The 25,339-nt window shown below is 71.8% G+C and carries 28 protein-coding genes; 11 read left to right on the forward strand and 17 right to left on the reverse strand.

Features of this window, described 5'->3' with window-relative positions; genetic code table 11:
- Nucleotides 1–140 precede the first annotated feature (140 nt).
- Entirely contained in the window at nt 141–1,451 is a 1,311-nt protein-coding gene (locus FHY03_RS11065) for a gluconate:H+ symporter (protein WP_183930777.1), read from the reverse strand.
- Between the two features lie 123 nt (nt 1,452–1,574).
- On the opposite strand from FHY03_RS11065, the gene ubiA reads away from it, so the two are divergent.
- Nucleotides 1,575–2,480 (forward strand): 4-hydroxybenzoate octaprenyltransferase, encoded by a 906-nt coding sequence (gene ubiA / locus FHY03_RS11070; RefSeq protein WP_311721370.1) that lies wholly within the window; start codon nt 1,575–1,577, stop codon nt 2,478–2,480.
- Nucleotides 2,481–2,487: 7 nt separating this feature from the next.
- Here the strand turns inward: ubiA and msrA are convergent, their stop codons facing one another.
- The 4 genes from msrA to pabB all read right to left on the reverse strand — a co-directional run bounded on the left by msrA (nt 2,488) and on the right by pabB (nt 6,580).
- Nucleotides 2,488–3,150, reverse strand: a complete 663-nt coding sequence (gene msrA / locus FHY03_RS11075) for a peptide-methionine (S)-S-oxide reductase MsrA (RefSeq protein WP_183930779.1) — start codon at nt 3,148–3,150, stop codon at nt 2,488–2,490.
- Nucleotides 3,151–3,239: 89 nt separating this feature from the next.
- A complete protein-coding gene (locus tag FHY03_RS11080) occupies nt 3,240–3,380 on the reverse strand; it encodes a hypothetical protein (protein ID WP_183930781.1) in 141 nt (46 codons plus the stop codon).
- A 205-nt stretch (nt 3,381–3,585) separates the two neighbouring features.
- Nucleotides 3,586–4,785: a pyridoxal phosphate-dependent aminotransferase gene (locus tag FHY03_RS11085; protein ID WP_183930782.1), complete on the reverse strand. Its 1,200-nt coding sequence runs from the start codon at nt 4,783–4,785 to the stop codon at nt 3,586–3,588.
- Between the two features lie 49 nt (nt 4,786–4,834).
- Nucleotides 4,835–6,580 carry an aminodeoxychorismate synthase component I gene (pabB, locus tag FHY03_RS11090; RefSeq protein WP_183930784.1) on the reverse strand — a complete coding sequence of 582 codons (1,746 nt, stop codon included), beginning with the start codon at nt 6,578–6,580 and terminating at the stop codon, nt 4,835–4,837.
- A 192-nt stretch (nt 6,581–6,772) separates the two neighbouring features.
- On the opposite strand from pabB, the gene FHY03_RS11095 reads away from it, so the two are divergent.
- The 6 genes from FHY03_RS11095 (at nt 6,773) to FHY03_RS11120 (ending at nt 10,757) form a co-directional block, all read left to right on the forward strand.
- Nucleotides 6,773–7,432 (forward strand): MBL fold metallo-hydrolase, encoded by a 660-nt coding sequence (locus FHY03_RS11095; RefSeq protein ID WP_311721371.1) that lies wholly within the window; start codon nt 6,773–6,775, stop codon nt 7,430–7,432.
- 266 nt (nt 7,433–7,698) lie between these two features.
- Complete coding sequence (rpmF, locus tag FHY03_RS11100; protein WP_028967316.1) at nt 7,699–7,878, forward strand: 50S ribosomal protein L32; 180 nt, start codon at nt 7,699–7,701, stop codon at nt 7,876–7,878.
- A gap of 43 nt (nt 7,879–7,921) precedes the next feature.
- On the forward strand, nt 7,922–8,956 hold the full coding sequence (gene plsX / locus FHY03_RS11105; protein ID WP_183922286.1) for a phosphate acyltransferase PlsX: 1,035 nt from the start codon (nt 7,922–7,924) through the stop codon (nt 8,954–8,956).
- Nucleotides 8,953–9,933, forward strand: coding sequence for a beta-ketoacyl-ACP synthase III (locus FHY03_RS11110; RefSeq protein ID WP_183922284.1), 981 nt, complete (start codon nt 8,953–8,955; stop codon nt 9,931–9,933). The genes plsX and FHY03_RS11110 overlap by 4 nt, the downstream gene beginning before the upstream one ends.
- A 42-nt stretch (nt 9,934–9,975) precedes the next feature.
- The gene (locus tag FHY03_RS11115) at nt 9,976–10,323 is read left to right on the forward strand and encodes an integration host factor subunit alpha (RefSeq protein WP_311721630.1); all 348 of its coding nucleotides are present in this window, start codon (nt 9,976–9,978) and stop codon (nt 10,321–10,323) included.
- 2 nt (nt 10,324–10,325) lie between these two features.
- Nucleotides 10,326–10,757: a MerR family transcriptional regulator gene (locus FHY03_RS11120; RefSeq protein ID WP_183931337.1), complete on the forward strand. Its 432-nt coding sequence runs from the start codon at nt 10,326–10,328 to the stop codon at nt 10,755–10,757.
- Here FHY03_RS11120 and FHY03_RS11125 read toward each other — a convergent pair.
- Nucleotides 10,754–11,194, reverse strand: coding sequence for a MarR family winged helix-turn-helix transcriptional regulator (locus FHY03_RS11125; protein ID WP_183930786.1), 441 nt, complete (start codon nt 11,192–11,194; stop codon nt 10,754–10,756). The two genes, FHY03_RS11120 and FHY03_RS11125, sit on opposite strands and share 4 nt — an antisense overlap.
- 126 nt (nt 11,195–11,320) lie before the next feature.
- On the opposite strand from FHY03_RS11125, the gene FHY03_RS11130 reads away from it, so the two are divergent.
- The gene (locus FHY03_RS11130) at nt 11,321–11,746 is read left to right on the forward strand and encodes an organic hydroperoxide resistance protein (RefSeq protein ID WP_183922278.1); all 426 of its coding nucleotides are present in this window, start codon (nt 11,321–11,323) and stop codon (nt 11,744–11,746) included.
- 13 nt (nt 11,747–11,759) lie between these two features.
- The gene (gene gloA, locus FHY03_RS11135; RefSeq protein WP_183922276.1) at nt 11,760–12,272 is read left to right on the forward strand and encodes a lactoylglutathione lyase; all 513 of its coding nucleotides are present in this window, start codon (nt 11,760–11,762) and stop codon (nt 12,270–12,272) included.
- Between the two features lie 146 nt (nt 12,273–12,418).
- On the opposite strand, the gene FHY03_RS11140 is transcribed toward gloA, so the two are convergent.
- From FHY03_RS11140 to argH, 5 genes are all read right to left on the reverse strand, one after another.
- Nucleotides 12,419–13,372, reverse strand: a complete 954-nt coding sequence (locus FHY03_RS11140; protein ID WP_183922274.1) for a zinc transporter ZntB — start codon at nt 13,370–13,372, stop codon at nt 12,419–12,421.
- Nucleotides 13,369–14,127, reverse strand: a complete 759-nt coding sequence (locus FHY03_RS11145) for a bifunctional precorrin-2 dehydrogenase/sirohydrochlorin ferrochelatase (RefSeq protein WP_183922934.1) — start codon at nt 14,125–14,127, stop codon at nt 13,369–13,371. Before FHY03_RS11145 ends, FHY03_RS11140 begins: the two co-directional genes overlap by 4 nt.
- A 34-nt stretch (nt 14,128–14,161) precedes the next feature.
- A complete protein-coding gene (gene lysA, locus FHY03_RS11150; RefSeq protein WP_183930788.1) occupies nt 14,162–15,418 on the reverse strand; it encodes a diaminopimelate decarboxylase in 1,257 nt (418 codons plus the stop codon).
- 211 nt (nt 15,419–15,629) lie between these two features.
- A complete protein-coding gene (locus tag FHY03_RS11155) occupies nt 15,630–15,875 on the reverse strand; it encodes a hypothetical protein (RefSeq protein WP_183922270.1) in 246 nt (81 codons plus the stop codon).
- Complete coding sequence (gene argH / locus FHY03_RS11160) at nt 15,872–17,251, reverse strand: argininosuccinate lyase (protein ID WP_183931339.1); 1,380 nt, start codon at nt 17,249–17,251, stop codon at nt 15,872–15,874. The genes FHY03_RS11155 and argH overlap by 4 nt, the downstream gene beginning before the upstream one ends.
- Nucleotides 17,252–17,267: 16 nt before the next feature.
- Between argH and FHY03_RS11165 the strand changes: the two genes are divergently transcribed.
- Nucleotides 17,268–17,864, forward strand: a complete 597-nt coding sequence (locus FHY03_RS11165; RefSeq protein WP_183930790.1) for a TlpA disulfide reductase family protein — start codon at nt 17,268–17,270, stop codon at nt 17,862–17,864.
- A 221-nt stretch (nt 17,865–18,085) separates the two neighbouring features.
- Here FHY03_RS11165 and FHY03_RS11170 read toward each other — a convergent pair whose 3' ends face one another.
- From FHY03_RS11170 to FHY03_RS11180, 3 genes are read right to left on the reverse strand one after another with little or no spacing between them, the layout of a single operon-like run.
- Nucleotides 18,086–19,201 carry a lactonase family protein gene (locus FHY03_RS11170; protein WP_183930792.1) on the reverse strand — a complete coding sequence of 372 codons (1,116 nt, stop codon included), beginning with the start codon at nt 19,199–19,201 and terminating at the stop codon, nt 18,086–18,088.
- Between the two features lie 19 nt (nt 19,202–19,220).
- Nucleotides 19,221–19,595 carry a response regulator gene (locus FHY03_RS11175; RefSeq protein WP_221190127.1) on the reverse strand — a complete coding sequence of 125 codons (375 nt, stop codon included), beginning with the start codon at nt 19,593–19,595 and terminating at the stop codon, nt 19,221–19,223.
- On the reverse strand, nt 19,592–21,163 hold the full coding sequence (locus FHY03_RS11180; RefSeq protein ID WP_183922264.1) for a sensor histidine kinase: 1,572 nt from the start codon (nt 21,161–21,163) through the stop codon (nt 19,592–19,594). Before FHY03_RS11180 ends, FHY03_RS11175 begins: the two co-directional genes overlap by 4 nt.
- Nucleotides 21,164–21,268: 105 nt before the next feature.
- On the opposite strand from FHY03_RS11180, the gene FHY03_RS11185 reads away from it, so the two are divergent.
- Entirely contained in the window at nt 21,269–23,200 is a 1,932-nt protein-coding gene (locus tag FHY03_RS11185; protein ID WP_183930794.1) for a CocE/NonD family hydrolase, read from the forward strand.
- A gap of 22 nt (nt 23,201–23,222) precedes the next feature.
- Here FHY03_RS11185 and FHY03_RS11190 read toward each other — a convergent pair whose 3' ends face one another.
- From FHY03_RS11190 to FHY03_RS11200, 3 genes are all read right to left on the reverse strand, one after another.
- Nucleotides 23,223–23,411, reverse strand: coding sequence for a hypothetical protein (locus tag FHY03_RS11190; RefSeq protein WP_132908595.1), 189 nt, complete (start codon nt 23,409–23,411; stop codon nt 23,223–23,225).
- 228 nt (nt 23,412–23,639) lie between these two features.
- Entirely contained in the window at nt 23,640–24,074 is a 435-nt protein-coding gene (locus FHY03_RS11195; protein WP_183922250.1) for an NIPSNAP family protein, read from the reverse strand.
- A gap of 80 nt (nt 24,075–24,154) precedes the next feature.
- Nucleotides 24,155–25,177, reverse strand: coding sequence for a serine hydrolase (locus FHY03_RS11200; RefSeq protein ID WP_183930796.1), 1,023 nt, complete (start codon nt 25,175–25,177; stop codon nt 24,155–24,157).
- Nucleotides 25,178–25,339: the final 162 nt, after the last annotated feature.

A 25,339-nucleotide genomic window follows, 5' to 3' on the forward strand; every position in this document is an offset into this window, starting at 1 on the left:
CGCCACCGCTCGCGGAAAACATTATAGCCGCGCGGTGCTGGCCACCGTTGCAACGGTGTGACGACGATACCGTGACAGCGCGTAATAAACGTCGCCTGAGCACGCGCCGGAGCGCCGCGACGAACCGTCCGCTCGCTCGGTTACACCACCGCGTCGAGCAGCAGCACGAACACCAGCCCGAACGTGCCGACCAGCGTCTCCATCAGCGACCAGGAGCGGAACGTGTCGCGCAGGCTCAGCCCGAAATACTCCTTGAACATCCAGAAGCCCGAGTCATTCACGTGGCTGCACATCAGGCTGCCGGCGCCGATCGCGAGCACCATCAGGTTCGGGTTGGCGCCGCTGGTGGCGAGCAGGGGCGCGACCAGCCCGCCCGCGGTGAGCCCCGCCACGGTCGCCGAGCCGAGCGCGATCCGGATCACGCAGGCGAGCAGCCAGCCCAGCACCAGTGGCGGGATCGGCAGCGTCGCCAGCTCGGCGGCGAGCACGCGGTCGGCGCCGCTCTCCACCAGCACCTGCTTGAGCGCGCCCGCGCCGGCGATGATGAGCAGGATGGGCGCGATGTCGCGCGTCGCGCCGGCGAAGCTCTCCATCATGCGCGGCAGTGGCAGGCCGCTGCCCGCGCCCAGCGCGACCATCGCGATCGCGATCGCCACCAGCAGCACCACGGTCGGGTTGCCGACGAAGCGCACCGCCGCGGCGAGGTCGGGCGACAGCGCGAGATAGCCGAGCGCGGTGGTGCCCGCGATCAGACCGACCGGCAGCAGCGCGCACAGGAAGCTCACCGCGGTGCCGGGCAGCCGGCGCTCGACCGAGTCGTCGCTGCCGAACAGTGCCGAGGGCGGCGACTGGATGTTCTTCAGCGTCATCGCGAACAGCGGCCCCGCGATCAGCAGCGTCGGCACGCCGACGATCAGGCCGTAGATCAGCGTCTGGCCTAGGTCGGCATGGAGCTGCGTCACCAGCGCGGTGGGGGAGGGGTGCGGCGGCAGGAAGCCGTGCGCGATCGACAGGCCCGCGAGCAGCGGCATGCCGACATGCACCGGCGGCAGCTTGGCCCGCGCCGTGATCGAGAAGATCAGCGGCACCATCAGCACGAAGCCGACATTGTAGAAGAGCGGGATGCCGACCAGGAAGCCGGTCGCCGCCATCGCCAGCGGCAGCCGCCGCGGGCCGAACAAGGCGATCAGCGCGTCGGCGATGCGCCGCGCCGCGCCGCTGTCAGCGATCAGCTTGCCCGCCATCGCGCCGAGCACCACGATCACGACCAGCGGGCCGATCGTGTCGCCGATGCCCTTCTCGATCGCCTTGGGGATGGTCTCGAGCGGCACGCCGAGCAGCACGCCCCCCAGCAGCGCGGCGACAACGAACGCGACCAGCGGCGGCGCCTTGGCGAGCGCCACCAGCAGGATCAGCAGCACGATGACGAGCGCGATGGCGAGCAACGTCATGCCGGGCGAGCTACCATGGATATCCTCTCCCGCGGGGACGGTTCACCCGTGACCATGACGGCGGCGCCGTCGCACCGCAACCGCGGCTTTGGTCGCGGGGCGGGACGCGCTAGAGCGACGCGCGTGACCGAGATCGTCCCCGACAGCCAGCACCGCGGCCTCGTCGCCGCGCTCCCGCCGCTCCCGCGCGCGCTCGCGCTGCTCGCGCGGCTCGATCGACCGATCGGCTGGTGGCTGCTGTTCTGGCCGGGCGCCTGGGCGGTCGCGCTCGCCGGTGGTGCGGTGGAGCGCTGGCCGCTGCTGCTGTGGCTGCTGCTCGGCAGCGTGGCGATGCGCGGCGCCGGCTGCGTCTACAACGATATCGTCGACCGCGAGCTGGACGCCAGCGTCGCGCGCACGCGCCACCGCCCGCTCGCCAGCGGGCAGGTGTCGCTCGGCACCGCCTGGGCGTGGCTGGTGGCGCTGTGCCTGATCGGGCTGGTGGTGCTGCTCCAGCTGCATCTCTACGCCGCGATCGTGTCGCTCGCCGCGCTGGCGCCGGTCGCGGCCTATCCCTTCATGAAGCGGATCACCTGGTGGCCGCAGGTGTGGCTCGGGCTGGTCTTCTCCTGGGCGGCGCTGGTCGGCTGGAGCGAGGTGTGGGGCGCGCTCACCATGCCCGGCCTGCTGCTCTACGCCGGCGCGATCTGCTGGGTGGTGGGCTATGACACAATCTACGCGCTGCAGGACCGCGAGGACGACGCGCTGATCGGGATCGGCTCATCCGCGCTGGCGATGGGGCGGCACGTCCGCGCCGGCGTCGCGCTCTGCTACGCGCTCGCGCTGGTGCTGTGGGCAGCGGCCTTCTGGCAGGTCCGCGCCGACCTTCTGGTGCTCGCCGCGCTGGCGCCGATGGCGCTCCATCTCGGCTGGCAGGCGGCAACGCTGGTGCCCGACGACGGCGCCGGCGCGCTCGCGCGCTTCCGCAGCAATCGCTTCGCGGGGCTGCTGATGTTCCTGGCCTGCGCCGCGGTGGGGACGCGCCTGTAGCGCGCGCTCAGCTCGCCAGGCGCGGGAAGCCGGCGCGGAAGGCGGCCACCTTGGGCTTGTCCCAGCGCACGATATAGGGGTGGTACGGGTTGCGCTGGAAGAAGTCCTGGTGCTCCGCCTCGGCCGGGTAGAAGGCGCCGCTCTCCACCTTGGTCGCGATCGGGCGCTGGAACGCGTGCGCGGCGCCGAGCTGCGCGATATAGGCGTTGGCCACCCCGCGCTGCTCGGGCGTCTGCGCGAAGATCGCCGAGCGGTAGCTGGTGCCGACGTCGGGGGTCTGGCGGTTCACCTGAGTCGGATCGTGCGCCACCGAGAAAAAGACGCGCAGCAGCGTCGCGTAGCTCACCACGCGCGGATCGTAGCGGACGCGGATCGCCTCGGCGTGACGCGTCGTCTCACTGCTGACGTCCCGGTAGTTGGCGGTCGCGGCGGTGCCGCCCGCATAGCCGGCAGTGACGTCGCGCACACCGCGGACCTGCTGGAACACCGCTTCCATGCCCCAGAAGCAGCCGCCCGCGAGCACGGCGGTCTGCAAGCCCGGCGTCGGCGCGACGTCGCGCGCGGCGGCGGGGATCGGCACCGCTCGTTCCGCCGCCGCCGCGCCGCAGCCGGTCAGCGAGAGGGCGCCGAGCGCGAGCGCGGCGAGGCGGTAGGAAAGGGGCTTGGTCATGCCGCGGAAGATGGGGAGCGCGCGGCGCGCCGGCAACATGGATCAGCGCCTTTCCTCGCCCGCGCGCGTCGCAAGCGACACGCCGGCGATCAGCGCGCGACGTGGGTCGCGGCGTAGGGGTTGGCGGGCGTCTCGGCCTGGCTGGCGTGAATCCCGAGCATCGCCGCCGCGCCGATCAGGAAGCCGCCGGCGAACTGGCGCGCGAAGCTGGACTTGATGAAGCGGTTCATGGCGTTACTCTCTTCTCTCCGGCCGCTCGCACGGCCGCTCCGGTTCGGCTGGCGCGACACGCGCCTTAGGGCTGGAGGGATACGGATCGGGCGATGAACGGACTCCGATCGAGGCGTTCATCTGGCGCCCATATAGGCGCGGCTTTTCCGCGCCGATATGTCAACGTTCGAACAGAATCGTTTCCGTTCGTAACCGTTACGCCGCTCAGCGCAGCGCGGCGCAGGCTTGCTGGATACGGTGGCACGCCTCGGTCAGCAGCGCCTCGGAGGTGGCGTAGCTGATCCGCATCGCCGGCGAGACGCCGAAGGCGACACCCTGCACCGCGGCGACCTTGGCGTCGTCGAGCAGATAGCCGACGAAGTCGCTGTCGGTCTCGATCTTCCGCCCCGCCGGCGTCGCCTTGCCGATCACGCCGCTCACGTCGGGGTAGACGTAGAAGGCGCCCTCGGGCGTGGGGCAGGTGATGCCGTCCGCATGGTTGAGCATGCCGACGACGAGATCGCGGCGCTTCTGGAAGGCGGCGGCGCGCTCCTTGAGGAACGACTGATCGCCGGTCAGCGCCGCCACCGCGGCGGCTTGGGCGATCGAGCAGGGGTTGCTGGTCGACTGCGACTGGAGCTTGCTCATCGCCTTGATCAGCCACGGCGCGCCGCCCGCGAAGCCGATCCGCCAGCCGGTCATCGCATAGGCCTTGGAGCAGCCGTTCACCGTCAGCGTGCGCTCGTACAGCGACGGGCAGACCTCGGCGATCGTGGCGAAGCGGAAGTCGTCATAGACGATATGCTCGTACATGTCGTCCGCGAAGATCCAGACGTGCGGGTGGCGCTCGAACACCGCGCCCAGCTCCCGCAGCTCGTCGACGGTGTAGGCGGCCCCAGTCGGGTTCGACGGCGAGTTGAGGATCACCCATTTGGTGCGCGGCGTGATCGCCGCCTCCAGCATCGCGGGCGTCAGCTTGTAGCCGACATCGGCGCCCGCGGCGACGATCACCGGGGTGGCGCCGGCGAACTGCACCACGTCGGGATAGCTCACCCAGTAAGGCGCGGGTACGATCACCTCGTCGCCGGCGTCGAGCGTCGCCACCAGCGCGTTGAACAGCGTGTGCTTGCCGCCGACGTTCACACTGATCTGCGCGGGCGTGTAGTCGAGCGCGTTGTCGCGCTTGAACTTGGCGACGATCGCTTCCTTGAGCTCGGGCGTGCCGTCGACGTTGGTGTATTTGGTCTTGCCCGCGCGGATGGCCGCGATCGCGGCCTCCTTGACGAAATCGGGCGTGTCGAAGTCGGGCTCGCCCGCGCCCAGTCCGATCACGTCGACCCCGGCACGCTTCAGCTCCAGCACGCGGCTGGTGATCGCCAGCGTCGGCGAGGGATTGATGCGGTCGAGCGCGGCGGAGGTGTGCATGGCGGGCGCCTTCGTTGAGGAAGCGCGCGTGCCTATGCGACGGGCGTCCTCATTGTGCAACCGCGAGCGTGGCCGGCATCAGCCCGCGCAGCGCATTGCCAAGCAGGAACCCGCCGGCTAGGTCGTCCGGGGTGAGATCACGCTCGATCGCGCGGCCCTGCGCGATCAGCTCGGCGCGCAGCACGCCGGGAAGCAGCGGGCCCGTGCGCGGGGTCACCAGCGTCTCGCCGCGTTCGACGAAGACGGTCGTGAAGCTGCCCTCGGTGAGGCATCCGTCGGGCGCGATGAACACCACCTCGTCCGCGCCCGCGGCGCGGCGCGCGCGATCGTAGAAGCCGCGGTCGCTGGTCTTGTGGCGCAGCCGCCAGTCCTGCGGCGTCACCGGCAGCGGCGCCAGCGCGACGCGCAGCGGGGCGAGCCGCGGCATGGGCGGCGGGGTCACCTCGATCGCGATCGCACCCGAGGGCGCCAGCAACAGCCGCACGCGCGCGCGCTCGCGCAACCGGAAGGTCGCCGCCTGCAGCTCGTTGCGCGCGGCGTGGCGGTCGAAGCCGAAACCGAGCGCCGCCGCGCTCGCCTTCATCCGCGCGAGATGGCGGTCGACCAGCAGCAGTCCCTCGAGCGGGTCGAAGGCGATCGTCTCGATCAGGTCGGGCGTGGTCACCGCGCGCGCGACGAAGGCGGCCTTGGCGAGCGCCTCGTCCCACTCCTCGTCGGCGCGCGAGTCGGCGACGATCCCGCCGCCGACGCCGAGCAGCGCCGCGTCAGCGCCCGCGGCGAGCGTCAGCGTGCGGATCGCGACGCTGAACTGCGCGTCGCCGCCCGCGTCGATCCGCCCGATCGCGCCGGTGTAGACGTCGCGCGCGCTGCCGCGCTCGATCGCCGCGATCGCCTGCATCGCGCGCACCTTCGGCGCCCCGGTGATCGAGCCGCACGGGAACAGCGCGGCGAGCACGTCGGCGGCGTCGCACCCCGGTGCCAGCGCGGCGGTGACCGTCGAGGTGAGCTGGTGGACGCTGGGATAATGTTCCACCGCGAACAGCGCGGGGACGGCGACGCTGCCCGGGGAAGCGACTCGCGCGAGATCGTTGCGCATCAGGTCGACGATCATGAGATTCTCGGCGCGCTGCTTGGGGTCCGCGGCGAGCCGCTCGGCCGCGGCGCGGTCCGCCGCTGGCTCGCTCTCGCGCCGTGCCGTCCCCTTCATCGGGCGGCAGGTGAGCCGGTCGCCGTCGAGCGCGACGAACAGCTCCGGCGAGAAGGACAGCAGCCAGTGCTCCCCTGTGGCGACGATCGCGCCCCAGCCGGCGCGCGCGTGCGGGCGCAGCCGTGCATAGAGTGCGAGCGGGTCGCCCAGCACGGGCACGCGCGCGCGGAAGGTGAGGTTGAGCTGGTAGAGGTCGCCCGCCGCGATCAGCGCCTGCGCTTGGGCGAACATGGCGTCGTAGTCGTCGCGCGTCGGCTCGGGCTCGGGCGCGCCCACCCAGCTCGCCGCCGCCTCGGGCAGCAGCGCGGCGACGTCGTTTACCGTCTGCCAGCCGTCGAACAGCCCGAACCAGGCGAGCGGCGGTGCGCCGTCCGCGCGCGCGACGCCGCCCGCGCTCGGCTCGAAGGCCGCGCCGGCGGCATAAGAGAGGAAGCCCGCGGCGTCAGACCCCGCCGCCTCGCGCAGCACCGCCGGCACTTCCGAGAGCGTGTCGGTGCGCAGCACGCGGCGCGGGTTCGTGTAAAGCCGCGCCGGACCCGCACCCGGTCGCGCGTCGTCGAGCAGCACGAAGGGCGGTTCGAGCACCATCGCACGGTGATGCCCGCGCGCCGCCGCGCCGGCAAGTCGGCTCGCCGCGACTCGTCGCTGCGAAGTCGCGGGAAGAGCGACAATTCGGCTCCGGATGCGCGCGCCGATGGCTGTGACAAGCGCGGGCGCCGCGGCTATGCGGGGCGCGCGCGGCGCTCCGGACCGCGCCAGAAGCGATCTCAGGAGCGAGCAATGAGCGACACCCCGCTGCGCGCGGCGATCATCCCGGTCACCCCGCTTCAGCAGAATTGCACCCTGATCTGGTGCACCGCGACGATGCGCGCCGCGGTGGTCGATCCCGGCGGCGACCTGCCCAAGATCACCGCCGCGATCGCGCGTGCCGGCGTGACGGTAGAGAAGATCCTGCTCACCCACGGCCATATCGACCATGCCGGCGCGGCCAAGCCGCTCGCCGACTCGCTCGGCGTCGCGATCGAGGGGCCGCACGAGGACGATCGCTTCTGGCTGGCGCGGCTCGACGAAGACGGCCGGCAATGGGGCGTCGAGGGCACCGTGTTCGAGCCGAGCCGCTGGCTCGTCGAGGGTGACACGGTGCGCGTCGGCGAGCTGGTGCTCGACGTCTATCACACGCCGGGGCACACTGCCGGCCACGTCATCTTCCACCACGCGCCGTCGCACTTCGCGCAGGTCGGCGACGTGCTGTTCCAGAACTCGATCGGGCGCACCGACCTGCCGCAGGGCAATTTCCCGCAGCTGATCGAGTCGATCGTCACGAAACTGTGGCCGCTGGGCGACGCCACCGCCTTCATCCCCGGCCACGGCCAGCCGAGCACCTTCGCGCACGAACGCCGCCACAACATGTTCGTGAGCGACCGGGTGCTGGCGCAATGATCCTCGGTCGTGAGTGATTCGCGTGAAGGCGCGGGGACTTGCGCTTCGTTGCCGGCGGCATCAATTGCGCCGCTCGCTCGTTGGTGACGCAGCGGAGAGACAGGTGACGGCGACTTGCAACAGTGGCGGAAATCGCTATAGGCGCGGGGCTTCGCGATACGAGCCGATGCCCGGCTGTCCGCCGCGGCCGGCTCATGCGTCGGCCGCGCGGCCTCGGACATCGGCTCGTCGCTGTTACGAACTCTTAGATAGATCAAGGTGCCGCGATGGCCGTCCCCAAGCGAAAGACTTCCCCCTCCCGCCGCGGCATGCGCCGCGCGCACGACGCGCTGTCGGTCGAGGCGTTCCAGGAATGCCCGAACTGCGGCGAGCTGAAGCGCCCGCACAACCTGTGCACCGCGTGCGGTCACTACAACGGTCGCGAGGTCATCGCGGTCGACGCCTGATCGCGGGTCTCCCGCGGTTGAGCATCAGGAGTTGGGTCCAGTGATGTCCGACAGGTCCCGGATCGCCGTCGATGCGATGGGCGGTGACGAGGGGTTGGCGGTCATGCTGGCCGGGGTGGCGCGCGCGCGCCGCCGCTTCGACGACGTCAGCTTCCTGCTGGTGGGCGACGAGGCGGCGATCGCGGAGGGGCTCAAGGGTCACCCGAACCTCTCGCAGCATTCCGAGATCGTCCACGCCCCCGACGTGATCGCGGGCGACGAGAAGCCGAGCCAGGCGATCCGCCGCGCGCGCACCACCTCGATGGGTGTGGCGATCGATCTGGTGAAGCAGGGACGCGCCGGCGCGGCGGTGTCGTCGGGCAATACCGGCGCGCTGATGGCGATGGCCAAGCTGTCGCTCCGCACCATGCCCGGGATCGACCGACCAGCGCTCGCCGCGTTGCTACCGACACTGGGCGACAATGACGTGGTGGTGCTCGACCTCGGCGCCAACACCGAGTGCGACGCGCGCAACCTCGTCCAGTTCGCGGTGATGGGCGCCGCCTATGCGCGCACCACGCTCGATCTCGAGTCGCCGCGGGTGGCGCTGCTCAACATCGGCAGCGAGGACCAGAAGGGCACCGAGGAGATCCGCGACGCCGCGCAGATGCTGCGGGTCGCGGGGCATCTGCCGATGAACTTCACCGGCTTCGTCGAGGGCGACCGGCTGTCGCGCGGCGAGCATGACGTGATCGTGTGCGACGGCTTCTCGGGCAACATCGCGCTCAAGACCGCCGAGGGCACCGCGCGCTTCGTCGGCGACCTGCTGAAGCGTGCCTTCACCAGCTCGGTCCGCTCGAAGCTGGGCTTCCTGATCTCGCGCCCGGCCACCGAGCTGCTGCGCGACCATCTCGATCCCAACAACCACAATGGCGCGGTCTTCCTCGGCCTCAACGGGCTGGTGCTCAAGAGCCACGGCAGCGCCAACGAGCGCGGCGTCGCCACCGCGATCGGCAATGCCGCCAAGATGGTGAAGGCCGATCTGGCGCGCCGCATCGCCGAGGACCTGCGCCACTTCGAAGCGAAAGCCGCCGCATGATCCGGGCCGTGCTGACGGGGACGGGGTCCGCTCTCCCGGCGCGCCGCGTCTCCAACGCCGAGCTGGCCGAGCGGGTCGACACGACGGACGAGTGGATCGTCGAGCGCACCGGGATCCGCTTTCGCCATATCGCGGGCGAGGGCGAGACCACCGCGACGCTGGCGCGCGACGCCGCGGTGGCCGCGATCGCCGCCGCGGGGGTGACGCCGCAGGACATCGACCTGATCGTGCTGGCCACCGCCACGCCCGACAACACCTTCCCCGCCACCGCCACCAAGGTGCAGGCGATGCTGGGGATCAACGACTGTGTCGCGTTCGACGTCGCCGCGGTCTGCTCGGGCTTCCTCTACGCCGTGCAGGTGGCGGACAGCATGATCCGCGCCGGCGCGCACCGCCGCGCGCTGGTGATCGGCGCCGAGACCTTCAGCCGGCTGCTCGACTGGGAGGATCGCACCACCTGCGTGCTGTTCGGCGACGGCGCGGGCGCGATCGTGCTCGAGGCGCGCGACTCGGCCGACGACAATGCCGATCCCGCGGCGCGGGGCATTTTGGCGACGCGGCTCCACGCCGATGGTCGCCACAACGAGTTGCTCTACGTCGACGGTGGTCCCTCGACCACCGGCACGGTCGGCAAGTTGCGCATGAAAGGCCGCGAGGTGTTCCGCCACGCGGTGGTCAACCTCGCCGCGGTGATGGAGGAGGCACTCGTCGCGGCGGGGCTGCCGACCGAGTCGGTCGACTGGGTCGTCCCACATCAGGCCAATGCCCGCATCCTCGACGCCACTGCGCGCAAGCTGTCGCTGCCTGCCGAGAAGGTGGTGATGACGGTCGACCAGCACGCCAATACCTCCGCCGCCTCGGTGCCGCTCGCCCTCGATCAGGCGGTGCGCGACGGACGCATCCGGCCGGGCCATATCGTCGTGCTCGAGGCGATGGGCGGCGGCTTCACCTGGGGCGCCGCGGTGCTGCGCTACTGACCCTGACTGGCGGTCACCGATCGACAAGATAACGATTGCGTTATAACGAACGGGAATGACAGTCATTTAACTTCGAAGGGGGTTGCGGTCATGGTGGAGGCGGGCACGCTCACGCGCGCTGATCTGGCGGAGGCGCTGCACCGGCGCGTCGGTCTCTCGCGCGCGGATTCGGCGCGCATGGTCGAGCAGATCCTCGAGAAGATGTGCGGCGCCCTGGCGGAGGGCGAGAACGTCAAGATCTCGGGGTTCGGCACCTTCGTGCTGCGCGACAAGGGCGAGCGGATCGGGCGCAATCCCAAGACCGGCGTGGAAGTGCCGATCGCGCCCCGCCGCGTGCTGACCTTCCGCGCCAGCCAGATGATGCGCGACCGCATCGCGGGCGCCAGCTGACGATCGTGGCGTCGGACGAGAAATCCGCCGCCGCCTTCCGGACGATCGGCGAGGTCGCCGCGGCGACCGGGGTCGCCCCGCACGTGCTGCGCTACTGGGAGGAACGCTTCCCGCAGCTCCGCCCGGTGACCCGCGCCGGCAACCGCCGTTACTACCGCCCCGCCGACGTCGCCCTGATCGAGCGGATCGCCGCGCTGCTGAACGGTGAGGGCTACACCATCCGCGGTGTCCAGCAGCTGCTCGCGCGCGAGCGCCCCAGCGGTCGCCGCGGCACCACGTCCCCGGCCTCGCCCGCGACGGGCGACCCCGCCGCCTCGACGCTTAGCGAGACGAAGCCGTCGCACGGCGAGTTGCAGGGCGAGGCCGCCACGCTCGCGCGCGTGCGGGTGGTGCGCGACTGGATCGCCGCCGCGTTGCACGACGACCGCGCTTAAGCCCCGCTGCTCTCGACCAGCGCATCGCGTAGCGCCTGCACCTGCCCGTTGAGCGCGGCGAGCTGGTCGATCGACAGGCGCGAGCGCTCCAGCAGCCGCTCCGCCAGGCAGCCGCAGCGCGCGCGCATCGCGTGCCCCGCCGCGGTGAGGAACACCTGCACCTGGCGCTCATCGTCCGGGTTGCGCCGACGCTCGACCAGACCCGCCGCCTCCATCCGCTTCACCAGCGGCGTGATCGTGCTCGACTCAAGCGCGAGCCGCTCGGCGATCGCGCCGACGCTGCGCCCATCCTGCTCCCACAGCGCATGGAGCACGAGATATTGCGGGTAGGTGATGCCGAGCTCGTCGAGCAGTGGCTTGTAGGCGCGCCCGACCGCCATGCTGGCGGCGTAGAGCGAGAAGCAGAGCTGTTGGTCGAGCGGCAGCGGAACGGACATTCACGTCATCCTTTCCCGCCACATAACGCATTCCTTATCGCGATACAAATATCGCTGGACAAGCCTCCCTGGCTCGGATACTACATTGATATCGAGCTAACGATTGCCGCGATAGGAGATTGCATCATGACCGTCGACGTCAAATACAGCACCCGCGCCACCGCCACCGGCGGGCGTGACGGCGAGGCACGTACCGAGGACGGAAAGCTCACCGTCGCGCTCTCGACGCCGAAGGAGCTCGGCGGCGCCGGCGGCGAGGGCGCCAACCCGGAGCAGTTGTTTGCGGCCGGTTACTCGGCGTGCTTCATCGGCGCGCTCAAGGTCGCCGGCCAGCAGCTCAAGGTGAAAGTGCCCGCCGACACCAAGGTGACCGCAACCGTTGGCATCGGTCCGCGTTCGGAGGGCGGGTTCGGCATCACCGCCGACCTGCTCGTCGACCTGCCCGGGGTCGAGCACGCCGTGGCGGAGCGGCTGGTCGAGACCGCACACCAGATCTGCCCCTATTCGAACGCGACCCGCGGCAACGTCGACGTCGGCCTCACGCTCGCCTGACGGAGACTCGCTCATGCCCCGCCCTGCCGGAACCGAGGGGTTCTCGCTCAACCAGACGATGCTGCGGGTGCGCGACCCGGCGGCGTCTCTGGCCTTCTACCAGCAGGTGCTGGGCATGACGCTGCTGCAGCGGCTCGATTTCGAGGACATGCGCTTCTCGCTCTACTTCCTCGCCTTCCTTGGCGAAGACGAGAGCGTGCCGGCGGACCCGGCGGAGCGCGCGCGTTTCGTCTTCACGCGTGAGACCACGCTGGAGCTGACGCACAATTGGGGGACCGAGAGCGACCCCGACTTCGCCGGCTATCACGGCGGCAACGACGAACCGCGCGGCTTCGGCCATCTGGGCGTCTCCGTGCCCGACGTGGCGGCCGCCTGTGCTCGGTTCGAGGAACTGGGCGTGCCGTTCCGCAAGCGCCCGAACGAGGGCAAGATGCGCGACATCGCCTTCGTCACCGACCCGGACGGCTATTGGATCGAGATCCTGTCGCCCGCGAGCATGACCGCGCGCGTCGTCGCGGCGGGGTAGGAGGCGCCTTGGGCGAGTGACGCTGTGCTCCGGCGAACGCCGGAGTCCAGGGCTGCATTGATGGCGCTCGCGGCTCTGGGCTCCTGCGTGCGCAGGAGCACGGCAACGATCGGGGGAGCGATGAAGGGCAATGCCCCCGCCTACGCTCAGCGGAACCAGTGCCGCCGCAGGAAATAGATCACCGTCCCCGCCGCGATCAGCGCGCAGACGCCCATGATCGCGTCGAACGCCCAAGGCTCCTTGGCATAGGGCAGCCCCTCGACATTCATACCGTACAGACCGGTGATGAACGTCAACGGCAGGAACACCATCGCCGCGATCGCGATCACCAGCCCGCGCTGGTCGAGCTGCTCGGCGCGCAGGTCGGTCAGCGCCTCGTGCACCAGCGCGGCGCGCTCGCGGATCGCCTCCACCTCCTCCGCCATGCGCGCCGCACGGTCGGCCGCGGCGGAGAGGTGCGCGCGATCGTCCTCGGCGAGCCAGTCGCCCGGCAGGGTCGCCAGTTTCTCCAGCGCGGCGCGCTGGGGCGCGAGGAAGCGGCGGTAGTTGATCGCCTCCGACCGCACCTTGGTGACCCCTCGGCGCAGCTCGAAGATATGCTCGGCGGCGAGCCTCTGCTCGCAATCGTCCAGCCAGTCGCCGAGATCGCCGACCACGGGATCGAGGTCCTCGGTGATCTCGGTGGCGAAGGCGGCGATCAGGTCGCCCGGGTCGCGGATCGCGCCGCCGCGCATCTGCGTCACCACCTCGTCGAGCGCGACCAGATGCTTGCGCGAGACGCTGACGACCCGTCCCTTCGCCGCCCAGATGCGGATCGAGGCCAGCATGTCGGAGCCGTCCAGCTCCTCGTCGGTGCGTCCGCGCAGGTTGACGAAGGCGGCGTCGGCCAGCTTGTCGGCGCGCGGGCGCGTCTCGGCGGCGGTGAGCGAATCGACGATATAGGGCGGCAGGCCGGCCTCGTCGCGCAGCCACGTCTGCGCGTGCTCGGCGTTGGTGGTGAGGTGAACCCACACGAACGGCGCGCCGCAGCCGAGCGCGCCCTTCACCGATATCTCCTCGACCTTGCCCTCGCCGGTGAGCCGCCAGGCGGTGCCGCTCATCGGTCCTCCTCCATCGCGAGATCGACCACCAACCCGGTCGCGGGGGCGAGCGGCGGCGCGGCGCACTCGACCCGCTCGGCGTCCGCGCGCGCGCGATCGAGGATCGCGGGCGGAACGTCGGCGCGATGCGTCACCACGTCGGCCGCGGCGAGCAGCCGGGCCTGGCGCAGCGTCAGTTCGTCCGGGTCGTGCGAACGTAGGCGGAGGCGGGCGAGGCCGGTGGCGGGCTGCGCCGCGATCACCGCGCCGGCGACATCGTCGAGCGCGGGCGCGCCGAGCGGGTCGAGCGCGCCGCCGGGCGCGAGTGCGGCGCCGATCGCGCGGCGCCGCTCGCCCATGTCGGGCAGCGCGATGCGAAGCGTGGGCCGCGCGGCGTGGAGCGCCTCGGCGAGCCGGCCGAGCGTCGCGGGCAGCAGCGCCTCGAGCCGCTGGCGCAGCGCCGCGGCCAGCCCCGCCGATACGCCCGCGCTGCCGATCGCGACCAGCACCGGCGCGCGGTCGACGATCGCGGGCAGGGTGAAGTCGCACAGCTCCGGCCGGTCGACCGCGTTGACCAGCACGCCGCGGGCCTTGAGCCGCGCCACCGCCGCCTCGTCGTCCGCCACCACGGCGAGCCGTGCCGCGCCATTGTCCTCGCCGACGATCACCGCGCCGGCACGCTCGAGCAGCCGACGCTTTGCCGCGGCGGGCTCGCCCGCGCCGACCAGGATCACGGGCCGTCCCGCCAGCCGCAGGAACACCGGCAGGCTCGGCAGCGCCGCTTCGACCTCGCGCGAGTCGCTCACCGGCTCACAGCCACTCGGGCACCCGCTCGGCGGCGAGGATCGTCTCCGCCGCGATCCGGTCCGCCACCACCGCGAAGCGGTCGCCGTCGACCAGCACCTCGGGCACCAGCGCGCGGCTGTTGTAGGTCGAGGCCATCGTCGCGCCATAGGCGCCGGCGCTGCGGAACACCGCAAGGTCGCCCTTGGCGACGCGGTCGATCTCGCGCGCCATGGCGAAGGTGTCGCCGGTCTCGCACACCGGGCCGGCGATATTGGCGGTGACCCGCTCGCCGCTCGGCACCACCGGATCGAAGTCGTGCCACGCGTCGTAGAGCGCGGGCCGCGCCAGGTCGTTCATCGCGGCGTCGACGATGACATAGGGGTTCACCACGCCAGGCTTCACCCAGATCACGCGGGTGAGCAGCACCCCCGCGTTGGCGGCGATCACACGCCCGGGCTCGAACATCAGCGTGACGTCCCAGTCGCGCGTGACGCGCTCGACCATCGCGCCATAGTCAGCCGGGGAGCGCGGCGTGTCGCCCTCCTTGTAGCGGACGCCGAGCCCGCCGCCGAGATCGACTCGCGTGACGCGGTGGCCGGCGGCGCGCAGGGTGGCCACCAGCTCGCCAACGCGGTGGTAGGCCGCCTCGAGGGGGGCGAGGTCGAACAGCTGGCTGCCGATATGGATCGCGACGCCCTCGAGCGACAGGCCGGGTAGCTCCGCCAGCCGCGCGAACATCGCCGGCGCCTGGTCGATCGGCACGCCGAACTTGTTCTCCTTGCGCCCGGTCGAAATCTTGGCGTGGGTGCCGGCGTCGACGTCGGGGTTGACGCGCAGCACCGCGCGCGCGGTTATCCCCCGTGCCGCGGCGAGCCGGGCGAGCGCCTCGCCCTCCTCCTCCAGCTCGAGGTTGAACTGGCCGATCCCGGCGTCGAGCCCGCGCACCAGCTCCGCCTCGGTCTTGCCCACGCCGGAGAAGACTACCGAGTCGGCCGGCATCCCCGCCGCGAGCGCGCGCGCCAGCTCGCCGCCGGAGACGACGTCGGCGCCATAGCCCTCGGCGGCGAGCAGGCGCAGCACCGCGACGTTGGGGTTGGCCTTGATCGCATAGGCGAGATGCGCGTCACGCACGCCGGCCAAGCCGGCGCGGAACGCGCGCGCATGGTCGCGGAAGGCGTTGGCGGAATAGACGTAGACCGGGGTGCCGACGTCCGCGGCGATGCGCGCGAGCGGCACGCCCTCGCACCACAATTCTCCGTCGCGATAGTGAAAATGGTCCATCGGATCTCTTCTAACGTGGTTCGCGCGTCGGCGTGACACATACGGTGCAGGTTATCGCTCCCGCCACCCGCCCATCTCCTGGCGTCATCCCGAACTCCTTTCGGGATCCACGGTGCCGCACAACCTTCGGCGGCGGCGTATGCGGGCCAGTGGATCCCGAAACAAGTTCCGGCGTGTAGGTGGAGAGCTCCAGACCCATGCCGCCGCGCCCTCACCGCGGCGGCAGATCGTACTCGTCGCTCTGGCGCTCCTGCGAGCGGGTGAGCACCTCGCCGGTGCGGCGCGGGCGCGCCTGGACGCTGGGGGTGAGCAGGTCGTTGATCCCGGGGGTCGCGGCGGCGCCATAAGGCGCCACCGGCAGCGGCGTGCCCGGCGCCGGTTTGAGCGCCTGGGTCGAGCCGCACCCCGCCAGCACGGTCGCCCACGCGAGCGCGACGAGTGATCGGTGCCTCGTCATGCCACCTCTCCCGCCCGCTCCGCGCGCGCGGCGGCGATCGCGGCGCGGACATTGTCGGGCGCGGTCCCGCCGAAGCTGCGCCGGCTCGCCACCGAGGCGTCGACCGACAGCACGTCATACACCGCGTCGGTGATGCGCGGGTCGATCGCCTGCAGCTCCATGAGCGGCACGCGGTCGAGCGTGCAGCCCAGCGCCTCGGCGCGCGCCACCGCGCGGCCGGTGATATGGTGCGCCTCGCGGAACGGCACGTCGGCCTCGCGCACCAGCCAGTCGGCGAGGTCGGTCGCGGTGGCGAAGCCGCTCTCGGACACCTGGCGCATCCGCTCGGTGCGAAAGGTGGCGCTTTCCACCATCCCGGTCATCGCCGCCAGCGACAGCGCGAGCAGGTCGTGCGCCTCGAACACCGGCGGCTTATCGTCCTGCATGTCCTTGGAATAAGCGAGCGGCAGCCCCTTCATCGTGACCATCAGGCTCACCAGGCAGCCGGTGATGCGCCCGCTGTGCCCGCGCACCAGCTCGGCGGCGTCGGGGTTGCGCTTCTGCGGCATGATCGAGCTGCCGGTCGACCATTGGTCCGACAGCGCCACGAAGGCGAAGGGCTGTGACGCCCACAGCACGAACTCCTCCGCGAGCCGCGACAGATGGAGCGCGCACTGGCTCGCCGCCATCAGGTAATCGAGCGCGAAGTCGCGGTCGCTGACCGAGTCGAGGCTGTTGCGCGTCGGGGCGTCGAAGCCGAGCGCGCGCGCGGTGGCGTCGCGGTCGATCGCGAATCCGGTGCCCGCCAGCGCCGCGGCGCCGAGCGGGCAGAGGTTGGCGCGCGCGCGATTGTCGGTGAAGCGCGAGCGGTCGCGCCGCACCATCTCGTGATAGGCCATCAGGTGGTGGCCGAGCGTCACCGGCTGCGCCGACTGGAGGTGGGTGAAGCCCGGCATCACGCTGGCGGCATGGTCCTCCGCCCGCGCGAGCAGCGCGTCGTCGAGCCGGTCGAGCGCGGCGACGACCTGGTCGGTCGCGTCGCGCACCCACAGGCGGAAGTCGGTCGCGACCTGGTCGTTGCGGCTGCGCGCGGTGTGGAGCCGCCCCGCCGCGCCGCCGATCACCTCGCCGAGCCGCGCCTCGCTCAGCATATGGATGTCCTCCATCGCGAGATCGTCGGGCACGCCCTCGGCCTCGTAGCGCTCGGCCACCTGCGCCAGCCCCGCGTCGATCGCGACGGCATCCTCGGCGGAGACGATCCCCTGCGCGCCCAGCATCGCGGCATGCGCGCGGCTGCCCGCTACGTCCTGGCGCCACATCCGCTTGTCGAAGGGGATGGAGGCGTTTATCTCGCGCATGACGGCGGCCGGACCCTCGGCGAACCGCCCGCCCCACATCTGGTTGGAACCGCTCATGGTCTCGCGTGTCGCGATCGTCTGTCTCCTCGGCGCCGCGCTGGCGGTCAGCGCGTGCGATAAGGGCTCGGGAAGCGACGGGCAAGCCGCGGCGGCGGGCAACGCCACCGCCGGCGCGAGCGCAGACGAGGTGCCCGCCACCGGCGCGGCGCGGCCGGACAAGGTCGATCGCAGCCACAAGGGCGAGGCCGCCCCGAACGCCGGCTTCACCACGCTGGCGGGGGCGCCCACGACGCTGGCCGCGCTGGGCGGCGGCAAGCCGCTGCTGGTGAACCTGTGGGCGACCTGGTGCGCGCCCTGCGTCAAGGAAATGCCGACGCTGGACGCCGCGGCGGGGGCGCTCGCCGGCAAGGTGCGCGTCGTCGCGGTGAGCCAGGACATGGAGCCCGCCAAGGCGAAGGACTTCCTCAAGGCGCGCGGATTCACCAGGCTGGAGCCGTTCCTCGACGAGAAGCTGGCGCTGAGCACCGCCTACGGCGCCAACCTGCCGACGACGATCCTCTACGACGCCGCGGGCAAGGAGGTCTGGCGCGTGACCGGCGACCTCGACTGGACCGGGGCACAGGCCAAGGGACTGCTCGCCGAGGCGGGGTGAGGACGCGTTCGGCCCCGTTGGGGAGGAGAGCGCCTCACCCCGCCTGAGGCTTTGCCGTCATCCCGGGCTTGACCCGGGATCCATGCTTCCGCGAGGAAACGACGCGCAGCATGCGCTGCACGATGTTTCCCGAATGGAGCACGGCGTGACGAACCAGGTCGCAGGATAGGTGCCTCGCGCGTCAGCCCCGCATCACGCGGCACACCGACCACGTCGGCCCCTCACACCTCGCCGATGAACGCAACGCCGGGCGCGCGCGCCGCCGCGCCGAAGGGTGCCAGCCGCCCGTCACGGCCTACCGAGAAGCCGTCGATCGTGCCGCTGCGCTCATTGGCGACGAGCAGGCGTGAGTCGAGCACGCGCAGGTGGCGCGGCCAGCGCCCGCCGCCCGCGATATGCTGGATCGGGGTGAGCGCGCCGTCTGCGGCGATGGCGTAGACCGCGACGCTGTCGGCGCCGCGGTTGGAGGCGTAGAGCCAGCGCCCGCGCGGGTCGATCGCGATCGCGCCGGCCTGGCTCTTGCCCGCGAAGCCCGCCGGCAGCGTCGAGTGGCGCGCCAGCGCGGTGAAGCGGGAGTCGGCGCCGCGGCGCAGCACCGTCACGCTATTGTCGAGCTCGGCGACGAGATAGGCGAGCGGCAGCCGCGGGTGGAAGGCGAGGTGGCGCGGGCCGCTGCCCGCAACGGCGCGATAGGCGGGACGGGTCTCGCCCAGCCGCGTGCCGGCGGCGTCGAGCCGGTGCGCGAAGATCGTGTCGGCGCCGAGATCGACCGACCACAGCCACTGCCGGTCCGGGCTGAAGCCGACCCAATGCGCGTGCGGCGCGGCTTGGCGCTCTGCGTCCGGCCCGCGCCCGCGATGCGCCACTACCTGCGCCGCCGCGCGCGGCAGTCCCGTGCGCGGGTCGAGCGCGATCAGCGCGACGCTGCCGCTGCTGTAATTGGCCACCGCCAGCGCGCCGCCGTCGACGCTCAGCGCGAGATGGCACGGGTCCGCGCCGCCCGAGTCGACCAGCGCGAGCCGCTGCCACGCGCCCCCGCGCTGGCGGAGGACCGCGACCTTCCCGGCGCTGCCCTCCTGCACCAGATAGTGCAGCCCGAGTCGCGGGTGGTGCACGCCCCAGGAGGCGTCAGGGGCGGCGGCCACCGCCGCGTGCGCGCGCCAGGCGCCCGCGGCAGGGGCATAGTCGAGCGGCAGCAGCCCCGCGCCGCCCTCCTTGTTGTAGCCCCCCGCGTAGAGCGCGCGGGTCGCGGCGGGGGCGGCCAGCGCGGCGCGGGGCAGCGCGGCTGAAGTGGCGGCGCCGAGCAGGGTGCGGCGCGTCAGTCGGTCGTCGATCATCATCGTCTCCGGGCTCGGCTCATCCTGGCGCGCGTCCCGTCAGCCGCTCGAGGCAGCGTCGCAGCGTCGCCATCGTCAGCGGCTTGTTGAGGTGGGGGGCGTCGGCGAAGGCCGGGTCGCGATCGTCCGCGTCATAGCCGCTGGCGAAGGCGAAGGGCACCGCGGCGGCGCGCAGCGCGGCGGCGACCGGATAGGCCTTCTCGCCGGCGAGATTGAGGTCGAGCACCGCGACATCGGGCAGCGCGCCCGCAGCGAGTGCCGCCAAGGCCGCCGCGACCGAGGGCGCCACCGCGACCACCTCGGCGCCGTCGCGCTGGAGCGCGCGCTCCAGCTGGCGCGCGAGCAGATATTCGTCCTCCACCACCAGCACGCGCAGGCCGGCGAGCGCGGTCACGCCGCGGCGCCGCGCGCCAGCGTCTGCGATACCGGCAGCACCATCGCGCAGCGCACGCCGTCGGCGGTGAGGGCGTAGTCGACCGTCGCCTCGAGCTGATAGGGTACCGCGCGCTCGATCAGGTCGCGCCCCTGGCCGACGCGCTCGGGCGAGTCGCCGCGCACCGGCATGATGACGCCGCGCTCCTCCCAGTCGAAGCGGAGCCGCGGCCGCTCGCCCGCCGCGACCGGCAGCAGCGCCCAGCGCACCGACAGCGTCGCGCCGGGCTGGCTCAGCGCGCCATATTTGAGCGAGTTGGTGATCAGCTCGTGCAGCGCCAGCGCGAGCGTCTGGATCCCGCCCGAGCGCAGCGGGATGCCGCGCGGCCCGGCGAGCGACACGCGTGCGTCCTCGTCCGGTAGCGCACCGAAGGCGGCGAGCTCGCTGCGCAGCAGCTGATCGAAGCCGACCCGTTCCAGCCCCTCGATCCGCGACAGCAGTTGCTGCACGCGTGACAGCGCGTCGAGCCGCGCCGAGAAGGCGCGTTCGAAGTCGGCGAGGTCAGCGCTCGCCTCCAGCGTGCTCTCCGCCACTGCCTGGATCACGCCCATCAGGTTGCGCGTGCGGTGCTGCAGCTCGCCGATCAGCATCTGCAGCCGCGCCGCGGTGTCGCGCTCCTCGGTGACGTCCTGCGCGATGCCGCCGATATGGCTGACGCGGCCGTCGGGCTCGCGCAGCGGGAAAGCGGTGTTCTTGAGCCAGCGCACCTTGCCGCTGCCGGGGATGCGCGCGCGGAAATCGTGCGTGACGCGTTCGCCCTGGCGGACGCGACGCAGCGTGGTGGCGGCGAGCTCGCGATCTTCCGCGATGATCGCGGTCTGCCAGTCGAAGCTCAGCGGTGCGCCGCGCCCGCTCGCCACGCCGACCCCGTACAGCTTGCGCAGCGCCGGGCTGAGATAGGCGAAGCGCGCGCTGTCGATGTCGAATAGCCACAGCACGTCAGACGAGGCCTCGGCGAATTCGCGGAAGCGCGCCTCGCTCGCGCGCAGCGCGGCCTCGACCCGGTCGCGCTCGGTCGTCTCCTCCACCACCGCGCCGATGCCGACGACCTCGTCGCCGCTGCGGATCGGGAAGAAATGCTCGCGCCAGCTGCGCTGCTTGTCGCTATTGGCCGGGGTGCCGCCGTGGACCTCGACGTCGAGCCACGGCTCGCCCGTGGCGATGATCGCGCGCCAGCGCTCCATCAGCGCATCGATCCCGGCGATGTCGGGCAGCAGCTCGCGCGGGGTAAAGCCGATATGCGCCTCGGGCGGCAGGCCGTTCATCTGCGCGAGACTGGCGTTGACGCGGACGAAGCGCATCTCGCGGTCCCAGATGCCGAGCCCGAGCGGCGCGGCGTCGAACAGCGCGTCGAGCGCCGCGGCGGCGCTGGGAGCGGGGGGATGCCCCGGCGGGGGGCCGGCGAGCGACTCGGCCACCGCGGCGCGGAGCGCCGGGCTCCAGCCCTCGGGTGCGCCGAGCGGGGTCGATGCCCAGTCATAGTCACCCAGCGCGGTGACGGCGGGCACAGGAGGATCGGGGACGTGCATGCCGCAACCTATTGTCTCTTCGCGACGAATAGCAGGTCGTGCGGGGCTGCCAAGGGGAGCGCGTCGCGCTTGACCGCGCGCGAGCGTCCCGGCACCTCAGGCGTCATGACCCGCTGCCTCCCGTTCGCCCGCCGCGCCGCCCCGTTCCTGCTCGCCGCCGCGCTGCCGGCGGCACTGAGCGCGCAGCGCGCGCCCACCGATACGATGGCGAACGAGCAGGTCGCGGGCTACGACTGGGTCCGTCCCGAGGCCGATTACGTCCGCCGCACCGAGATGGTGCCGATGCGCGACGGCACGCGGCTGTACACCGTGATCGTCTATCGCAAGGGCGCGCATGACGCGCCGATCCTGCTCAGCCGCACGCCCTATGACGCCGACAAGGCGACCAGCCGCAACCGCAGCCAGCGGATCGAGGAAATTTTGCCCGTCGCCGACGCCGAGTTCGTCGACGACGGTTACATCCGCGTCTACCAGGACGTCCGCGGGCTGGGGAAGTCCGAGGGCGATTACGTGATGAACCGCCCGCTGCGCGGGCCGCTCAACCCCACCAACGTCGATCACGCCACCGACGCCTATGACACGATCGACTGGCTGGTGAAGAACGTGCGCGAGAGCAACGGCAAGGTCGGCATCACCGGCTCGTCGTACCTGGGCTTCACCTCGCTGATGGCGCTGATCGATCCGCACCCCGCGCTCAAGGCGGCGGTGCCGCAGAGCCCGATGGTCGACGGCTGGATGGGCGACGACTGGTTCCACAACGGCGCCTTCCGCACCTTCGGCTTCGACTATGACCTGTCGCAGACGGTCAAGACCGGGGGCGGCGCGGTGCCGAAGGGCGGCGGCGACGAATATGCCGCCTATCTCGCCGCCGGCTCGGCGGGCGATTACGCGCGCCATTACGGGCTGCTCGACCTGCCGGTGGTGCGCAAGGTGCTTGAGCACCCGAGCTATGATTCGTGGTGGCAGGGACAGGCGGTCGACAAGCTGCTCGGCGCCCGCAAGCTGACCGTGCCGACCATGCTCGTCGTCGGTCAGTGGGATCAGGAAGACAGCTACGGCGCCCCCGCGGTCTACCAGGCACTGGAGGGGCAGGATCCCGACAACCGGCTCGTCAGCCTGGTGATTGGGCCGTGGCGCCACTCGCAGGTCAACTATGAGGCGCGTGAGCTCGGCCCGCTGAAGTGGGAGGGCGACACCGGCCACCAGTTCCGCACGCGCTGGATGAAGCCGTTTCTCGACTGCCACCTCAAGACCGAGCCGGCGCCGTGCGACACGCCGCCGGTGCTCACCTACGCCACCGGCGAGGACCGCTGGGAGGTGTCGCCGCGCTGGCCCGCCGGCCAGTACAGGCCACTGTATCTCGCCGGCGGCGCGTCGCTGTCGTGGCAGAAGCCCGCGGCCGGAAGCGACAGCTATGTCTCGGACCCGGCCAAGCCGGTGCCGATGCTGCCGCGGCCGATCCACATGCAGGGCGAAGAGTGGCGCACCTGGCTGGTCCATGACCAGCGCTTCGTCGACGGCCGCCCCGACGTGCTGAGCTATACCGGCGCGGTGCTCGACCGCCCGGTCCACATCAAGGGCGCGCCCAAGGTCGACCTCCGCGCCGCGACGACCGGGCGCGACGGCGACTTCGTGGTCAAGCTGATCGACGTCTACCCGGAAGAGAACAGCGCCGATCCGGCGATGGCGGGCTATCAGCTCGCGCTCGGCATCGAGATCTTCCGCGGCCGCTACGTGGACGGCTTCGCCACACCCGCCGCGCTGACGCCGGGCAAGACCTACAAATTCGACTGGTCGCTACCCAACGTGGACCACGTCTTCCTGCCGGGCCATCGCATCATGGTGCAGGTGCAGTCGTCGCTGTTCCCGCTCTACGATCGCAACCCGCAGAGCTGGGTCCCGTCGATCATGGACGCGCGCCCACGCGACTATGTGAAGGCGACGCAGACGGTGCGCTGGGGCGGGGACGCGGCGAGCGCGGTGTGGCTGCCGGTCGCGGCCGACTCACCCGCGGGCACGGCGACCGCGGCGAACTGAGCGCCGCGGCCGCCTTGCGCGTTCAGCCCCTGCCGCGCAGCGTGTTGAGCACCGCGAGCGCGGCGACGCCGACGAAGGCCGCGCTGGTCCACGGCCGCTCCTTGGCGAAGCCGCGCGCCTTCTCGGTCAGCGGCGCGTCGCCGCCGAAATGCGTCTTGAGCGAGTCGGTGAGCGCGGTCTTCTTGTTCGACGTGGTGGCGGTGTCGGCCATGCGTATGTCTCCTGCTGGATGCGGGGGCACAACGAACGAGGCGCGATGCGGTGCCGTGACGCGCGATAGCGGCGGCCGCGGCGAGATCCTCCCCGCACCGCGGTGAGGGGGACCGCTCGCCGAAGGCGAGTGGTGGAGGGGGCTCTCCACGAAGCGCAGCGTCAGCGGAAATCCCCCTCCACCAGCCTGCGGCTGGTCCCCCTCCCAGCGATGCGGGAAGGATGACCTTCACTTCAGCCGCAGCGGCGGCGAATAATCGGTCATCGTCATGAACACGCTGTCGACCTTGGTCACGATCTTGCCGTTGACCTCGCTCGCCGCGGCGACCTTCTGCCACTCGGGGTCGGCGCCGAACGCCTTCCAGTCGGCGTCGCGCGCGGCACGATCGGGATAGGCGAGCACGTAGACGACGCGCCCCTCGGGATAGTCGGCGCTGGGCAGCTCGTTCCAATAAGCCACGTTGGTCATGCCGTGGCGCTTGAAAATGCCGAGCGTGTGCTCACGGAAGCGCGTGTTGAGCGCCGCCAGTTTGCCGGGCGCGGGATAATAGGTGCGCAGCTCGTAGAGCGCGGTGCGCGGGTCGAGCGACGCCTTGGGTGCGGCGGCGGTCAGCGCCAGCGGCGCGAGCAGGGCGAGAGAGAGCGCGATCAGGGCAGGACGCATGCGGCAGGTCTCCGGACGATGATGTCGCAGGCTGCGCCGGATTTCGGCTCAACGCCAGTGACTCGGATCAATCCGCCGGCTCAGCCGTGCGCGCGCACCACCGCGCGCGTGACGTCGCCCATCAGTCGCAGCCGCGCGCGCAGCGGGGCGTGCGTCCGCGCGATCAGCACCGCCACCGCGTAGCGATGCCCGTCGGGCGCGGTGAGCAGCCCGACGTCGTTGGTGCCCGTCGCGGTGCCCGCCAGCTCCTGCCCGGTGCCGGTCTTGTGCGCGAGCGTCCAGCCGCGCCCCAGTCCCGAGCGCAGCCGCAGCGGGCCGGTACGGCTCGCGCGCATCAGCGCCAGCATCCGCGCGGTCGACGCCCGGCTCAGCAGCCGCCCCTGCGCGAGCCGCGACAGCCCGAGCGTGACGCCGTCGGCCGAGGCGCCGTCGAGCGGGCTGGCGACATAGCGGTCGAGCGCGCGGCGCCGCGCGGCGAGGCTCAGCCGCGCGCGCGCGCGCAGGAAGCCGTCGCCGCCCGCCCACGAATCGCGCCACGTTAGCCCGGCGGTGCGCGCCTGGAGCAGCCGCTCGCCGGGGCCGAAGGTGACGCCGCTGATCCCCTTGCGCGCCAGCGTACGCCGTACCGCGGCGGGGCCGCCGACCTGGCGCAGCAGCACGTCGTTGCAGGTGTTGTCGCTGCGCGTCAGCGCGCAGTCGAGCAGGCCGGCGATCGTGAGGCGCAGCCCGCCCGCGCCGACGCGCGCGCGGATCGGCTGGTGGAACAAGGTGAGGTCGGCGCGGCGCACCGTCACGGTCCTGCGCAGGCTGAGCGCGCCGCGGTCGATCGCGTCGAAGGTGGCGAGCGCGACCCACAATTTGCTCACGCTCTGCTGCGGCCGTCGCGCGCCGCCCTGCCACGAGACGGTCCAGCCGCGGTCGACGTCGCGCACCGAGATGCCGACCGCGCCGGGAAAGCGCTGGCCGAGCGCCTCCACCGCGTTGAGCAGCCGCGCGGGCGGCTGCGGGCGCACCGCGCCGCGGTCGCGCGCGGCGGTGGGCGCGGCCGGTGCGGCCAGCGCGAGCGCGGCGAGCAGCGGGGCGATCAGGCGGCGGGGGGACATGGGTCGGGCAATCTCACTGTCATGACCATTTATCAGGCGCACGGAGTTCTACGCCGCCCATGTCGCGCCAGCGGCCCTGGGCTCCTGCGTGCGCACGAGCACCCGTGAACCGACCGTGTTCCTGCGCACGCAGGAACCCAGCGCCGCGCACGAAGCGGTGCT

The organism is Sphingomonas sp. BK345, assembly GCF_014193845.1.
GTDB lineage: Bacteria > Pseudomonadota > Alphaproteobacteria > Sphingomonadales > Sphingomonadaceae > Sphingomonas.

Coding starts and splice junctions, on each gene's coding strand:
- FHY03_RS11140 (WP_183922274.1), bottom strand. CDS start 13,372: ATGAGCGGCACCGCCTGGCGGCTCACCGGCGAGGGCAAGGTCGAGGAG.
- FHY03_RS11155 (WP_183922270.1), bottom strand. CDS start 15,875: ATGACGAGGCACCGATCACTCGTCGCGCTCGCGTGGGCGACCGTGCTG.
- FHY03_RS11095 (WP_311721371.1), top strand. CDS start 6,773: ATGAGCGACACCCCGCTGCGCGCGGCGATCATCCCGGTCACCCCGCTT.
- FHY03_RS11085 (WP_183930782.1), bottom strand. CDS start 4,785: ATGCACACCTCCGCCGCGCTCGACCGCATCAATCCCTCGCCGACGCTG.
- FHY03_RS11190 (WP_132908595.1), bottom strand. CDS start 23,411: ATGGCCGACACCGCCACCACGTCGAACAAGAAGACCGCGCTCACCGAC.
- pabB (WP_183930784.1), bottom strand. CDS start 6,580: ATGGTGCTCGAACCGCCCTTCGTGCTGCTCGACGACGCGCGACCGGGT.
- FHY03_RS11080 (WP_183930781.1), bottom strand. CDS start 3,380: ATGAACCGCTTCATCAAGTCCAGCTTCGCGCGCCAGTTCGCCGGCGGC.
- FHY03_RS11185 (WP_183930794.1), top strand. CDS start 21,269: ATGACCCGCTGCCTCCCGTTCGCCCGCCGCGCCGCCCCGTTCCTGCTC.
- FHY03_RS11170 (WP_183930792.1), bottom strand. CDS start 19,201: ATGATCGACGACCGACTGACGCGCCGCACCCTGCTCGGCGCCGCCACT.
- gloA (WP_183922276.1), top strand. CDS start 11,760: ATGCCCCGCCCTGCCGGAACCGAGGGGTTCTCGCTCAACCAGACGATG.
- FHY03_RS11200 (WP_183930796.1), bottom strand. CDS start 25,177: ATGTCCCCCCGCCGCCTGATCGCCCCGCTGCTCGCCGCGCTCGCGCTG.
- lysA (WP_183930788.1), bottom strand. CDS start 15,418: ATGGACCATTTTCACTATCGCGACGGAGAATTGTGGTGCGAGGGCGTG.
- FHY03_RS11195 (WP_183922250.1), bottom strand. CDS start 24,074: ATGCGTCCTGCCCTGATCGCGCTCTCTCTCGCCCTGCTCGCGCCGCTG.
- argH (WP_183931339.1), bottom strand. CDS start 17,251: ATGTGGGGCGGGCGGTTCGCCGAGGGTCCGGCCGCCGTCATGCGCGAG.
- FHY03_RS11110 (WP_183922284.1), top strand. CDS start 8,953: ATGATCCGGGCCGTGCTGACGGGGACGGGGTCCGCTCTCCCGGCGCGC.
- FHY03_RS11165 (WP_183930790.1), top strand. CDS start 17,268: ATGGTCTCGCGTGTCGCGATCGTCTGTCTCCTCGGCGCCGCGCTGGCG.
- rpmF (WP_028967316.1), top strand. CDS start 7,699: ATGGCCGTCCCCAAGCGAAAGACTTCCCCCTCCCGCCGCGGCATGCGC.
- msrA (WP_183930779.1), bottom strand. CDS start 3,150: ATGACCAAGCCCCTTTCCTACCGCCTCGCCGCGCTCGCGCTCGGCGCC.
- FHY03_RS11130 (WP_183922278.1), top strand. CDS start 11,321: ATGACCGTCGACGTCAAATACAGCACCCGCGCCACCGCCACCGGCGGG.
- FHY03_RS11125 (WP_183930786.1), bottom strand. CDS start 11,194: ATGTCCGTTCCGCTGCCGCTCGACCAACAGCTCTGCTTCTCGCTCTAC.
- FHY03_RS11180 (WP_183922264.1), bottom strand. CDS start 21,163: ATGCACGTCCCCGATCCTCCTGTGCCCGCCGTCACCGCGCTGGGTGAC.
- plsX (WP_183922286.1), top strand. CDS start 7,922: ATGTCCGACAGGTCCCGGATCGCCGTCGATGCGATGGGCGGTGACGAG.
- FHY03_RS11065 (WP_183930777.1), bottom strand. CDS start 1,451: ATGACGTTGCTCGCCATCGCGCTCGTCATCGTGCTGCTGATCCTGCTG.